Origin of the sequence: Cystobacter fuscus (assembly GCF_002305875.1) — a bacterium.
GTDB classification, from domain to species: Bacteria; Myxococcota; Myxococcia; order Myxococcales; family Myxococcaceae; genus Cystobacter; species Cystobacter fuscus_A.
Genome location: NZ_CP022098.1, coordinates 3414691 through 3428242 on the forward strand (window position 1 = coordinate 3414691; position 13552 = coordinate 3428242).

General features: G+C 70.4%; 9 protein-coding genes. 3 read left to right on the forward strand and 6 right to left on the reverse strand.

Annotated elements, in window-relative coordinates:
* Positions 1-6 precede the first annotated feature (6 nt).
* The 5 genes from gspE to CYFUS_RS14180 all read right to left on the reverse strand — a co-directional run bounded on the left by gspE (position 7) and on the right by CYFUS_RS14180 (position 7918).
* Positions 7-1800, reverse strand: a complete 1794-nt coding sequence (gspE, locus tag CYFUS_RS14160) for a type II secretion system ATPase GspE (RefSeq protein ID WP_095985701.1) — start codon at positions 1798-1800, stop codon at positions 7-9.
* A gap of 3 nt (positions 1801-1803) precedes the next feature.
* Complete coding sequence (gene gspD / locus CYFUS_RS14165; RefSeq protein ID WP_095985702.1) at positions 1804-4350, reverse strand: type II secretion system secretin GspD; 2547 nt, start codon at positions 4348-4350, stop codon at positions 1804-1806.
* A 27-nt stretch (positions 4351-4377) separates the two neighbouring features.
* Positions 4378-5295 carry a type II secretion system protein GspC gene (gspC, locus tag CYFUS_RS14170; protein WP_095985703.1) on the reverse strand — a complete coding sequence of 306 codons (918 nt, stop codon included), beginning with the start codon at positions 5293-5295 and terminating at the stop codon, positions 4378-4380.
* Positions 5296-5487: 192 nt separating this feature from the next.
* Entirely contained in the window at positions 5488-6900 is a 1413-nt protein-coding gene (locus CYFUS_RS14175) for a sigma-54-dependent transcriptional regulator (RefSeq protein WP_095985704.1), read from the reverse strand.
* A 22-nt stretch (positions 6901-6922) separates the two neighbouring features.
* On the reverse strand, positions 6923-7918 hold the full coding sequence (locus CYFUS_RS14180) for a ParB/RepB/Spo0J family partition protein (RefSeq protein ID WP_095985705.1): 996 nt from the start codon (positions 7916-7918) through the stop codon (positions 6923-6925).
* Between the two features lie 175 nt (positions 7919-8093).
* Between CYFUS_RS14180 and CYFUS_RS14185 the strand changes: the two genes are divergently transcribed.
* Genes CYFUS_RS14185 through CYFUS_RS14195 form a run of 3 tightly spaced genes read left to right on the forward strand, consistent with a single transcriptional unit; the run spans position 8094 to position 11897 of the window.
* The gene (locus tag CYFUS_RS14185; protein WP_157758442.1) at positions 8094-10022 is read left to right on the forward strand and encodes an FHA domain-containing protein; all 1929 of its coding nucleotides are present in this window, start codon (positions 8094-8096) and stop codon (positions 10020-10022) included.
* 40 nt (positions 10023-10062) lie between these two features.
* Positions 10063-11409 (forward strand): cyclic nucleotide-binding domain-containing protein, encoded by a 1347-nt coding sequence (locus CYFUS_RS14190; protein ID WP_095985707.1) that lies wholly within the window; start codon positions 10063-10065, stop codon positions 11407-11409.
* On the forward strand, positions 11406-11897 hold the full coding sequence (locus tag CYFUS_RS14195; protein ID WP_095985708.1) for a hypothetical protein: 492 nt from the start codon (positions 11406-11408) through the stop codon (positions 11895-11897). Before CYFUS_RS14190 ends, CYFUS_RS14195 begins: the two co-directional genes overlap by 4 nt.
* Here the strand turns inward: CYFUS_RS14195 and CYFUS_RS14200 are convergent.
* The gene (locus CYFUS_RS14200) at positions 11894-13504 is read right to left on the reverse strand and encodes a tetratricopeptide repeat protein (protein WP_095985709.1); all 1611 of its coding nucleotides are present in this window, start codon (positions 13502-13504) and stop codon (positions 11894-11896) included. The genes CYFUS_RS14195 and CYFUS_RS14200 overlap by 4 nt on opposite strands.
* Positions 13505-13552: the final 48 nt, after the last annotated feature.

The window sequence follows — 13552 nt, forward strand, 5'->3', positions numbered from 1 at the left end:
TGTCCCTTAGAGATCCTCTTGGGTGATGCTCAGCACCTCGGCGATGGTCGTCTCGCCCAGGGCGATCTTGCGCGCGCCGTCGTCCAGCAGCGTGTGCATGCCATTGCTCATGGCGGCCTTCTTGATGGTGGAGGAGTCCACGTTCTTCAGGGCGAGCTGGCGCACGGTGTCGTCCACGAAGAGCAGCTCGTAGATGCCCGTACGGCCGCGGTAGCCGTTCTGGCTGCAGGACGTGCACCCGGCGGCCTTGTAGATCTTCTCCACCCCGTGGCGCTCCTTGAGCGTCGCGCGGTTGAGGCTGATCTCGCGCAGCTCCTCGTCGGTGGGCGTGTACTGCACGCGGCAGTCCGGGCACACGCGGCGCACCAGACGCTGGGCGAGCACGCCGGTGAGCGAGGAGGCCACGAGGAAGGGTTCCACGCCCATGTCCACCAGACGGGTGATGGCGCTCGCCGCGTCGTTGGTGTGCACCGTGGAGAACACCAGGTGGCCCGTGAGCGACGCCTGGATGGCGATTTCCGCCGTCTCCTTGTCGCGGATCTCGCCCACCATGATGACGTCCGGGTCCTGACGCAGGAAGGAGCGCAGCCCCTGGGCGAACGTCAGGCCGATCTTCGGGCTGATGGCCATCTGGCCGATGCCCTTGAGCTGGTACTCGACCGGGTCCTCGACGGTGAGGATGTTCAGGTCCGGGGTGTTGATGCGCGAGAGCGCGCCATAGAGCGTGGTCGTCTTGCCGCTACCGGTGGGGCCCGTCACCAGGACGATGCCGTGCGGGCGCCGGATGAGGTGCTCCATCTGATCGAGCATGCTCTTGGCCATGCCCAGCTCGGTCAGATCCAGGAGCGTGGTGTTCTTGTCGAGCAGTCGCATGACGATGCGCTCGCCATACGTGGTGGGGATGGTGGACAGACGGATGTCGATGTCGCGGCCGGCCATCTTGATGCGGATGCGGCCGTCCTGCGGCAGGCGCTTCTCCGCGATGTTCAGCTGCCCCATGACCTTCACGCGGCTGACGATGGCGCTCTGGTAGCGCTTGGGCGGCTTGATGATCTCCTGCAGCACGCCGTCCACGCGGAAGCGCACCATGAGCTCGCGCTCCATGGGCTCGATGTGGATGTCGCTCGCGCGCTCCTTGGCGGCGCGGAAGAGCACCGAGTTGACGAGCCGGATGACCGGGGCCTCGTCTCCCTCCACGTCGATGAGATCCTTGACCTCGTCGATCTCCTGGGCGATCGAGTCCAGGTCCTGCGCCTCCAACTCGCCCACGAGCTGCTCGGCCTCGTTGGTGGCGCGGTCATAGACGCTGTTGATGGCGTCCACGATGGTGGAGGCGAGCGCGATGCGCGGCAGCACGTCCTGGCCGAGCAGCATGCGCGCGTGATCCAACACCGTGGTGTCCAGGGGATCCGCCACCGCGAGCGCCACGGCCCCCTCCTCCACGGACAGCGGCAGGATGCGCGCCTGCTTGGCGAAGTTGATGGGCACGCGCTTGATGAGCTCCGGATCGATCTCCTCGATGAAGATGCGCGCCAGGTAGGGCAGGTCCAGCTGGAGCCCGAGCGCCTTGGCCACCTCCTCCTCGCTCAGGGCCTTGAGGCCCACGAGGACCTCCCCCAGCCGGCCACCCTTGTCGGCCTGGAGCTGCAGCGCCTCCTGGAGCTTGTCCTCGGTGAGGCCGCTGGTGCGGCGGAGGATCTCCCCGAGGGGCCGGCCGCACAGGGTGGTGGGGCCCTGGGCGATGACCTGGGTGGCGGCGTCCGGGGGGACGGCGGGAGGGGCGTCAGCGAGCAGGCTCATGGGTTACTCCTGGTTTCCGGTGTCCGGCTGGATGCGCAGCCGCTCCGGATCCTCCGGAGGGGGGGCGGACGGAGGCCGGACCTCGGGGGTCTCCGTTGTCGCCGGAGTTTGCAAACCCCTGGCGCCCGGCGAGACTTCCCCCGGGGCCACCGCGGACCCCGCCGGGGCGGGAGTGGACGAGGGGGCGGGCGTGCTGTTGGCGGGCCGCAGGACGCGCTCGCCGGGCATGCCGGGACCGCCATTCTCCGCCTTCTGCTCCTCGGTGAGCACCGTGCGGCGCATGCGGCCCAGGGGTCCGCTCTTGCGCTCGAAGTCCACGGGCACGTCGTAGCCGGCCACCTGGCCGTAGAACTGCTCCACGAACTGCTGCCGCTCCTGCATCTTGCGCTCGAAGATGCGCCGGAAGTCCGACTGCTCGCGGATGATGTAGGGCGTGAGGAAGAGCAGCAGGTTCGTCTTGGTCTTGCTCTTGTTGGTGGAGCGGAACAGGTGGCCCAGCAGGGGCACGTCTCCGAGGATGGGCACCTTGGCGACGGTCTCGATGGTGCGCTCCTGCATGATGCCGCCGATGACCACCGTCTCCTGATCCTTGGCCACCACCGTCGTCTTCGCGCTGCGCTTGGACGTCGTGGGGCCGAGCACCGCGTCCGTCGAGGCGATCTCCTCCGTCTGCTCGGTGATGGCCATGCGGATGAAGTCGCTCTCGTTGATCTGCGGCTTGATGGTGAGCTTGAGCTCCACGTTCTGGCGGGTGATGGGGGCGTAGAGGCTGCTCAAGCCGCCGAGCGAGCCGAGCAGGGAGTTGACGGGGTTGCCGGTGCCGGTGGTGGTGCCGGTGGTACCCAGCGACGAGGGCGAGAAGCCGGACTGGAAGGGCACGTTCTGGCCCACGGTGATCTCCGCCTCCTCGTTGTCGCTGGTGAGCAGGTGGGGGGTGGAGAGCACGTTGACGTCCGAGCTCTGCTGGAACGCGTGCAGCACGATGCCGAAGGCGGGGATGTCGATGCCCAGCGCCTTGAGCTCGGGGATGACGGGGCCCTGGAGGCCCGCGAGGAAGCCGCCGAAGCTGGCCAGGTTGGCGAGCGAGAAGGAGGGAGGCAGGCCGCTGGTGCTGTACTTGGTGCCCACCAGGCCCGAGCCCGTGCCCAGCGGCGTGCCCACCTGGTAGCCGCTGTGCACGTTCAACCCGAAGTCCTGCTTGCGGTCCAGGTTGACCTCCATGATGACCGCCTCGACGAACACCTGGCGCCGGGGCTTGTCCAGCTCGCGGATGACGCGCACGAGGCTGCGGTAGTCGCTCTGGCTGGCGATGATGACGAGCGAGTTGGTGCCCTTGTCCGCGGAGATCTTCACCTCGCCGGAGAAGAGCTCGGCGGCGCCGCCCGAGCCCGGCTGACGGGGCGCGCCCGGCACTCCCGGCACGGGAACGGGCGAGCGCGGCCGGTTGCCGGTGCCCTGGGAGAGCGTCTGCAGGGTGCTGGCGATCTCCTCCGAGTTGGCGTTCTCCAGCGGGTAGACGTTGATGCGCTCGGTGCCGGCGGTGGGGATGTCCAGCTCGCGCACCAGGCTCTGGATGCGCTCGAAGGCCGCGGGGCTGGCCACGACGATGAGCTTGTTGGTGCGCTCATCCGGAATCATCTGCGAGAACGTCACCGGGCCGCTGGTCGAGTCGCCGCCCGGGCCGCTCGCGGGCATCGTCTCGCCCATCGAGCCTCCCGGCGGGGTCATCACCGCGGGGGCGCCGCGCGGGGTGCGGCCTTGCGGCATGCCCGGGTTGGGGTTGCCGCCCTTCTGCTCGAAGAGCTTCTGCACCGTGGCGGCCACGTCCTGGGCGGTGGCGTACTGCACCTGGATGATGCGCACCTCGTCGCTGGCCGAGCGCGTGTCGAGCTGCTCGATGATGCGCTCGAGGCGGCGCACGTTGGAGCCCACGTCGTTGATGATGACGATGTCCGGCGGGTACGGGATGGTGTCGCCGTCCTTGGACACGAGCTGCTGGAGCACGCCGCGCAGGGGCTCCACTTCCACGTTCTTGATGCGGAACAGCTTGGTGATCATCTGCTCGTTGGTCGTGTACGCGCCCTCATCGTCCATGAGCGTGGGGATGGGGTTCTGCTTGGCGGCGCGCTTGTCCACGATCTTCAGGAAGCGCCCGTGCTGGTAGACGGCCAGGCCGTTGGCGTCGAGCGCCGCGAGGAACGCCGCGTAGAACTGGTCCGCGTCCACCTCCACGCGCCCGTTCTCCGGGCCGAGGATGGAGATCTTCCCGCGCACGTTCTCCGGGAGGATGAACGTGCGGCACGTCGCGTCCGACACCGTCTGCACCAGCTTCTCGATGTCCACCTTGTCGAAGTAGATGTTGTAGCGGGCGCGGCGGCGCACCTCCTCGCACGTGGGCGTGGGCCTCACGGTCGTGCCATTCCCCTCGGGGTTGGTGCCCTGCGGGGTGATCTGCCGATCGGCGGAGCCGGGAGTGGTGGGGCGCTGGGCCAGGGCGGGCGAGGCCATCGCCAGGGACAGCAGGAGCAACCAGGACGGAAGCGTCTTCATGGAAGGGCGGGGTACGGCACGGCGGGGTTAGCGAATGGTGTAGTTCTTGCGGATGCTCGAGCCGTTGCGCTCCAGCTCGATTTCGATCCGCGAGGCTTCCTTCAGCTTGGTGTAGACCTCGAGGGCCTTCTCCGGGCTGTTGAGTTCGAAGCCGTTGATGCGCTTGATGACGTCGCCGTTCTGGACGCCAATCTTCGAGTAGATGGAGTCGGGGCGGATGGAGAAGAGCTTGAAGCCCTGCGCCTGACCGTCCTTGAAGGCCGGCACGATGCGCGCCTGCATGGCCACGTCGTTGAGGTTGGCCAGCGTGCGATCGATCTCCGTGCGGGGAATCTCGTAGTCGTTCTCGCCGGTGGCGCGGATGCCGTTGCCGAGGCCGGCGTTGGGCGTCTGCACGGGCGTGTTGGTGGGCAGCGGCGGCGGCGTGTACGTGGCCACGGCGCCATCGCCCGGCTGGCCGTCGATGTACTCCTTGCGCCCGTTGTTGAGGACGATGACGCGCAGCCGCTCGATGTCGATGACCTGGGCGCTGCTGCTCTCGATGGTGTCACCCACCATATAGGTGTAGGAGCGCTGGTTGTTCATGTCCTGGATGGACGCCACGCTCCACAGCTTGTCGCTGGCCACCAGCGTGCCCAGCAGCTTCACCCGCAGGTTGCTCTTGACGGGCGCGGCGTTGGGATCCGCCACGGGCTGGGTGGGCTCGGCCACCACGGGGTCGGGCTCGGGAATCTTCACGCCCGTCAGCTCCGACATGCGCCGGATGTCCAACGAGGCCAGCATCTCGGTGGGCCGGGCCTTCTGCCGTGCCGCCACCTCACCCGAGGGCAGGGGCGTCAGGGCCGACTCGACGAACAGGTTCACCGTCTTCGCCGCCAGCAGCGCGACGAGCAGGATGAACACCAGGTTCACCGTCCAGAAGTACTTGCGGAAGAGGAGTTCCATCACACGTCCAGAGAAGGCCTGCCCGGGATTGAGCAAGTGGGGTGCCATCCACATCGGGGAGCGGGCAACCCGAGCCTTACAGCCAAGGTCTTGAAATCATTCCGGAATAACTCGTCCGGCTGACACGGGCGGTCCGGGCTTCCGGGGCGCGAGACAAAATGTCAACGCGGCGGGAGGCGGCTTGACGCCCTGTCACTCGTCCGGGAGCGGGCCGGGACCGTCGCCGGTGGAGGGGCTGCCGGAGGCCTCGCGCTCGAGCTTGCGGTAGATGGTGCGCGCGGCGATGCCCAGCAGGCGGGCGGCGAGGGTCTTGTCGCCCTTGGTGTGCCGCAGGGTCTCGTGGATGACCCGGCGCTCGATCTCCTCCATGGGGGTGCCGATGGGGATGACGAGTTGTCCGGCGGAGCCCACGGGGCCCTTGCGCACCGTCTCCGGCAGGTCGCCCACCTCGAGGATGTCGCCGCGGGCGAGCACCACGGCGCGCTCCACCGCGTGCTCCAGCTCGCGCACGTTGCCCGGCCAGGCGTAGTTCTCCAGGGCGGAGAGGGCATCGGGGGAGAAGCCCCGGAGCACCTTGCCGTTCTTGCTCGCGAAGCGGCGCAGGAAGGCGTCGGCGAGCAGGGGGATGTCCTCGCGGCGCGAGGCGAGCGCCGGCACGCGCACCTCCACCACGTGCAGGCGGTAGTAGAGGTCCTCGCGGAAGCGCCCCTCGGCCACCTCGCGCACCAGGTCCTTGTTGGTGGCGGCCACGATGCGCACGTCCACCCGCACGGTCTGCGTGCCGCCCAGGCGCTCGAGCTCCCCTTCCTGGAGCACGCGCAGGAGCTTCACCTGGGCGCTCAAGGGCATCTCCCCCACCTCGTCGAGGAAGAGGGTGCCCCCGTGGGCGCGCTCGAAGCGGCCCTCGCGGCGGCTCACCGCGCCGGTGAAGGCACCGCGCTCCACGCCGAACAGCTCCGCCTCGAGGATGCTCTCGGGCAGGGCGCCGCAGTTGATGGCGACGAAGGGGCCCTTGGCGCGCTGGGACTGCTCGTGGAGCGCCCGCGCCGCCAGCTCCTTGCCGGTGCCGGACTCGCCCAGCAGGAGCACGGTGGCGGTGGAGGGGGCCGCCTGGCGCAGGGTGTCCATCATCGCCCGGAACGCGGGGGACTGGCCCACCATGGCGCGTCCGCCGGGGCCGCTCATCTCCGCGAGCTTCGCCTTGAGGACGCGGTTCTCCGCCGCCAGGTCGTGCTTCTCCAGCGCCTTCTGCACCGCCTTCACCAGGGCATGGCGCTTGAGCGGCTTGGTGATGAAGTCGTAGGCGCCGTCCTTCATGGCGGCCACCGCCGTCTCCACCGTGCCGTAGGCCGTCATCAACACCACCTCCACGTCCGGGCGGATGGTGCGCGCGGCCTTGAGCAGCTCCTGCCCGTCCATGCCGGGCATCATCAAGTCCGTCACCATGACGCTCACCTCGGGCCGGCGCAGCCGCTCGAGCGCCTCGGCGCCCTGGCTGGCGGTGAGCGTCTCCAGTCCCTCGCGCTGGAAGATGCGCGCGACGGAGTCCAGGTTGGCCCGGTCGTCATCGACGATCAAAACGGTGGGGGCGGGAGGGGTCGTCATGGTGGGCGCGGTCTTGCAATCCCTATTCCGCTTCCTCGCTCCCCAACAGGGGTCCGCTCATGCGGCCGAGGTCCTCGCGGTTGACCTTGTCCAGGTTGAACTTGCGGGCGCTGGAGATCATCCGGGTGAGGGTGGGCTCGAACTCGACGGGGCCGTCCTTCTTGAAGCGCAGGAAGTTGATGCGCGCCACGACGAAGTTCTTGAGGTAGGGGCTCTGCAGGCCGCGCGCCTTGAGGGCGTCCACCACGCCGGCCACGGTGTCGTCCAGCTCGAGCAGCCGGTCCGCGCGCGCCTCGCGCACCGCGAGCGCCTCGGCCAGGGGCAGGGGGAGGAAGGCCTCGGCGCGCTTGATGAAGGGGTGGTAGGCGCCGCCGGAGAAGCGCGGCCGTTTCTCGTACGCGGCCCCGAGCGTGAGGAAGGCGGGCTCCTCGAAGAGGTGGGCGAAGTCCGCCTCGCGCCCGGCGCGCGCGCCGGTGAGGCCCCGGTGCATGCGGATGACCTCCAGGGAGCGCTCCTTGAGGTTGTGCGCCTTCTCGGTGTTGAGGGCGAGGATCTGATAGGCCACGTCCTCCTCGGGCAGCACCAGGGCCATGATGGCCTTGCCTCCCAGCAGCTTGGAGGCCTGGAGCCGGTGGTTGCCGTTGGGCGTCCAGTACCGGCCCTCCTTGCGGATGGCGATGATGGGATCCAGGAACCGGTCCAACCGCTCCATCGCCGAGGCGAGCCGCTTGACGTGGGGCTCGGACACGTCGCGCTGGTAGGGGGTGGGCTCCACCTTGTCGATCGGCAGGGCGGCGAACACCACGGTGTGCGCCCCGAGCGGATCCCGATAGAGGCCGACCACCTGGCCGCCGTCGGCGAGGATGCCCTGCACCAGCTCCGTCTCGGGGGCGTGCGCCTCGCTCACCACCTCGGCGGGCGAGAGGCCCTTGGAGGCGGGCTCGGCCTTCTTGCGGCGGGGCCGGCGGGTCGTGGTGGACGCACTGGCGGTCTTCTTGCGCGGCGACTTCGCGGCCATGGATGCCCCTCGAGCGGAAAACCCGCGGCATGCTTCCGCATCACGCGCGGGGAGTCATTCCCTGGTTTGTCCACTCGGACGTCCCGATGCCATGACGGGGTGCGTCAAGCGGGGTGGGTGGGGGTCTTCTCCACGCTGGGGGGGCGGGCACGGGGGGAGTAAGATGCGCGCCGCCATGCCTCCCAACCGTCGCGACCCCTCTCGCCATCCGTCCACCACCTCCGCCCGGGCCCGGCCTCCCGTCGAGGAGAACGAGGAGGTGGAGGAGCAGGAGGGGGACGCGCCGCCCGAGGGCGACGAGGGGTCCTTCGACGAGGAGCAGGCCTTCCAGGAGGAGGACGACAATCCGGACGCCACGCGGGCCGGGCCGCCCCTGACGCTGGAGATCATCGAGGGGCCGGATCGGGGCCGGCGCAAGCGCTTCCAGGGCGTGCGCATGGTCATCGGCCGGGGCGTGGACTGCGAGCTGACGCTCGGGGATCAGTCCGTGTCGCGCCGCCACGTGGAGCTGGTGTACGGCGGCGAGACGGGGGTGATGTTGCGCGACCTGGTCAGCGGCAACGGCACCCGGGTGAATGACGAGCGCGTGGAGGAGGTGCGCCTCAACCACGACGACGTCATCACCATTGGCCGCACCAGCATCCGCTTCGTCGACGAGCTGGAGCGCGTCCGGCGCAAGCGCCAGGAGGAAGAGGAGGCCGAGCGCAAGGAGAAGGAGGAGGCCGAGCGCCTGGCGCTCGAGGAGGAGGAGGCCCGGAAGAAGGCCGAGGAGGAGGCGGAAGCGGCGAAGAAGAAGGCCGAGGAGGAGGCGGAAGCGGCGAAGAAGAAGGCCGAGGAGGAAGCGGCCAAGGCGCTCCCCCCGAAGCCGCCCCCGCGCGACCCCTTGCGGCTGATGGTCGCGGGCGTGCTCGTGCTGGTGCTCGCGCTCATTGGCGGCGGGGTGCTCTTCTTCAAGAAGGACTCCTCGGAGCCCGCCCCCCTCACGCCCAAGCAGCTGCGCGCCCAGACCCTGTTGCAGGAGGCGCGCAACTCCTTCCGGCGCGGCGACTACGCGGAGGCGGTGGACCTGGCCGAGCAGGCCGACGGGCTCGTCCCGGGCATGGACGCGGAGAACTTCCTGGCGGCCGCTCGCAAGGAGCTGTCCATCGTGAAGGCCTTCGAGGAGGTGCGCGCGCTCATGGGCTCCTTCGACTTCGCCAAGGCGCGCGAGCTGCTCACGTCGACGCCCCCGGGCACCGCGGCGAAGACCGCGGAGGCGCGGGTGAAGCTCGAGGACGAGCTGACCAAGGCCGAGCTGGCCTACCAGGTGAAGCAGGTGGAGGCCGCGCTGGATGCCCGGGACGTGACCACGGCGCACATGCTCATCTCCCGGTTGCCCGCGGATCGTCAGCCGCCTTACCTGGCCCGGGTGGCGGAGCTGGAGTCGGTGCTCGCCCAGGAGGCCGTGGACGCGGAGCTCCAGGAGAACAACCGTCGGGCCGCCGCCGCCCGTCAGGCCCAGGCCCAGCGCGAGGCGTTCGTCGTCGCCGCCCTCAGCCCCGTGCAGCAGCGCTTCGACGCGGGGGACTACGCGCGCGCGGTGCTCGAGTGTGACCGGGTCATCGAGCAGTACGCGGCCGACAAGGAGATCCGCGAGCGCGCCCGGCTGCTCAAGAAGCTCATCCCCCAGTTCGCCCGCTTCTACGAGGATGCCCAGCGCAAGGTGAGCTCCAACGCGCTGGAGTCCGCGGCGCGCCCCCTGCGCTCGGCGGCGGACCTCTACCGGCAGATCGGCTTCAAGGGCGCCGTGGGGGACACGATCCGCGGTCAGCTCGTGCAGTCCTCGGTGGTCGCGGGCAAGGCGGCCCTGGCGCGCAACGATCTGCCCGGCGCGGCCGGCTTCTTCCAGGAAGCCGTGCGCATCAACCCGGAGGATCCCCGGGCCCGGGACGGACAGGCGGCCCTGCAGACGCGGCTGGAGACCGTCTACCGGCAGGCCTACATGCAGCGGGATCGGGATCCCGAGCGCTCCCTGGAGACGTTCCGGATGATCGCCGAGCTGGCCGCCGAGGGCTCGGTGCTGAAGATCCAGGCCGAGGAGCAACTTCAGGCGACGGCCCCGTAGTCAGGTGCGCTAGGGTCGCGCGCCAGCGCGGAGGAGCCAGATGAACGAGTCATCGTTGCGGGAACTGGGGTGGGATCTGCTGGAGGATCGGCAGTTCGAGCGGGCACTGGCGGTGTTCGCCGAGTCGGTGCGCCGGGTGCCCGCGGATCACCGCTCGCGGATGATGGCGGCGCGCTGCCTGGCGGAGCTGGGCGAGCGCGAGCGCGCCGTCACCGTGTACCACGCGTGCGCCGAGGGCCTGTTGCGGCGCGACTACCTGCTGTCCGCCATGGCGGCGTGCAAGCTGGGACTGGAGCTGGCGCCCCAGGAGCGGCGCCTGCGCGACACGCTGGTGCGGCTGCATGCACGCGCCTCGCGCAGCGCGGCCGGGCGCGCCTCGGTGCCGCCACCGCTGCCGCCCGAGACGCTCTATGACGGCAAGGTGGAGACGGACCTGATGGGCATGGTGGGCGAGGAGCTGAGCGACCGCGCCATCGAGGTGCTCGCCGCGCCGGACCCCGGCGGCAGCGCCAACCCGGCGGACCGGCCCCCCCTGCCGCTCTTCGCCGAGCTGGACCTGGAGGCCTTCATCGACCTGGTCACGCGCATGAGCTACCGCTCCATCAAGGCCGACGAGGTGGTGAGCGCCGAGAACGACAGCCCCGACCGGTTGTACGTCATCGTCGCCGGCAAGGCGGAGGTGACGCGGCAGGTGGGTGAGGAGGCCCGGACGCTGGGCTTCCTCGGGGGCGGCTCCATCTTCGGCGAGCTGTCGCTGCTCACCGGCGCGCCCTCCACGGCCACCGTGACGGCCGTGGTGGACATGGAGGTCTTCGAGGTGCGCCGCGAGCACCTCAACGCGGTGGCCAAGAGCCACCCCTCGGTGCCGCAGGTGCTGGCGCAGTTCGCGCACAAGCGCATGGAGCGCAACCTCATCGCCACCTCGCCCCTGTTCCAGCCCATGCCCGAGTCCGAGCGCGCCGCGCTCCTGCAGCGCTTCGACTTCCGCGCCTTGCCGCCCGGGGAGAAGGTGCTGGTGGAGGGTGAGCACTCCCCGGGCCTCTTCCTCGTGCTGGCGGGTGAGCTGGTGGTGCAGAAGGAGGACCCCGCGGGCGGCATCGTGCGCCTGGGCGTGCTGCGCGAGGGCGAGGTGGCCGGGGAGATCTCCCTGCTCACGGGCCTGCGCGCCACGGCCACCGTGGTGTCCGCGCGCAAGACGGCCGCCGCCTTCCTCGCGCGCGCGGCCTTCCATGATCTGGTGAAGCAGTACCCGCACATCCAGAAGTACCTCGAGCAGCTGTCCGACCGCCGGCTCAAGCAGATCGGCGAGGCGCTGCGGCCCGCGGAGATCCTCGACGCGGACGAGCTGCTGGAAGTGGATGCGCCGGGCACCGGGAGCGTGGGATGACGTTGTCCCGAGGTCAGGTGCTGGGGGTGGTGCTGGCGCTGCTCGCCGCGGGCGTGGTGCTCGCCCTCTGGCCTCAGCAGGAGCCGGGGGTGAAGGACGCCATCACCCGGCGGGTACTCCAGATGAGCGACGCCGCCGAGCGCAAGGACATGGCCGACCTGATGGATGGCGTGGCCGAGTCCTTCCGCTCGGAGCAGGGCTGGGACAAGCAGCAGCTCAAGGGCGTGTTGTTGGGGCAGGTGCTGCGCGGCCAGTGGGTGCGCGTCTTCGTGAAGGACCTGCACGTGACGGAGGTGTCCCCGAGCCAGGGCGACGTGCAGGTGAAGCTCATCTTCGGCCGCTCGGAGGCGGACACGCTGGAGAGCCTGGCGCGCGACAGCGTGCTGAGCGCCTACCTGATCGAGGCCCGCTTCGACAAGCAGGCGGATGGGGAGTGGCGCGTGGTGGGCGCGAAGCACCGGAGCCTGAGTCCCGGCGAGTTGTTCTAGAGCCCGCCCACCTGGCGCAGCAGCGCGTCCGTCTCGGTCTTCCAGGTGCGCGCCATGGTGGCCTGACCCGAGTCCGTCAGGCGCCTCTCCACGGCCGCCGCCTTGTGCTGGAGCTCCTCCGGGGATTCGCCCTGTTGGTGCGCGCGGCTCAGGCCCACGTAGTAGTTCTGGCAGCCCTGGGCGAACTCGCCCTGGGAGAAGAGCAGGCGGCCCATGGCCTCGTAGGCCTCGGGCAGCGCGCCCATTCCATTCTCCGGTGTCAGCTCCGCGAGCAGGGGCTGGGCGCTGGCCGTGTCCCCGCGCGACAGCAGCAGTGCCGCCTTGGCGTACTGGGCGCGCGCCCGGCCCACGCCCTTCACCGCCAGGGCTCGATCGTACGCCTCCAGCGCGGCGTCCTCGCGGGCCAGCGTCTCCATCACCCCGCCCCGCGCGAGCCAGTAGCGCTCATCCCGCTCCAGCGCGCCCACCTCCTGGCCCTCGCCCGCGGGCACCCGTACGTCGCGGAAGACGGTCTCGTAGGCATCCAGCAGCATCAGCGCGCCCTCTCCGTCGCTCGCCTCCCGGAGCACCCGGGCTCCCTCGAGGTAGAGCAGGGGCGCGGTTCTCCGCCGCTCCACCGCCGCGAGGAAGGCCTCGCGCGCGCCCGCGTCCCCCCGCCGCGCCAGCGCCCGTGCGCGCAGGAACAGGGCCTGGTACTCGTCCGGCGACGCGGCGAGCGCCTCTCCCGCGGCCTTGAGGGCCTCGCCGGGCCGATCCTCCACCAGCGCCAGCGCCGCGCGCACGCTCAGGGCCCGTGCCTTCAGGGGAGGGGAGAGCTCCGCCTCGCGCGAGAGCACGTCCGCCACCGTCTTCCGGGCCTCCTCCTGGCCCGTGCCCTGGTAGAGCCGGGCGAGCGCCAGCGACAGGCGCGCGCGCAGGTGCCCGGGGGAGGAGACCGTGGCCTTCTTGAAGGCCTCGGCGGCCTGGGCGGCCAGTCCCTCGTCGAGCAGGGCCTCCCCGTGGGCCTGGGCATAGCGCGGCTCCCGCCACGCCGCCTCGCTCGCCCGGGCGAAGGCCTGCCGCGCCTCGGCGAGCCGGCCCCGGGCGATCAGCACCTGCGCCTCGGCCAGGGCCAGCTTCGGGTTCTTCGCGCCCTGGGCCCGGAGCTCCTCCAGGTACTTGCCGGCCTGCTCCGTCTTCCCCTCGGCGAGCAGCAGCCGCGCGTGGGTGCCGTAGCGCTCGCCGGAGCGCGAGTCCAACGCCTCGGCGCGGGCCTGGTGCTCGCGCGCCCGGGCCTGGGCCTCCGGTTGCTGGTGCTCCAGCCACAGCCGCGTGTTCACGTCGGCCGCCAGCGCCTGGGCATCCTTCACCTGGTCGTCCAGGAGGAACAGGGCGTCCAGCTCCACCAGGGACTGGCGCAGGTCCACCGGGTTGTCGCGCACGGACAGGGCGCGCGCCGCCTTCAGCCGCGTGTTCACTTCCCGGCGCACCGAGCCCTGGTGCACGAGGTACGCCACCGCTCCCGCGAACAGCAGCGCCACCAGCCCCACCTGCACGAGGGCGCCCCGAAAGCTCTGCCGTCCGTGCCCTCCCCTCGGTCCACCTGGGGTTGCATTCGACGTGGCCATGGGCTCGCCTCCGAGGTTTTGAATGGTTTCAGACGGTGGGGGGTGTCA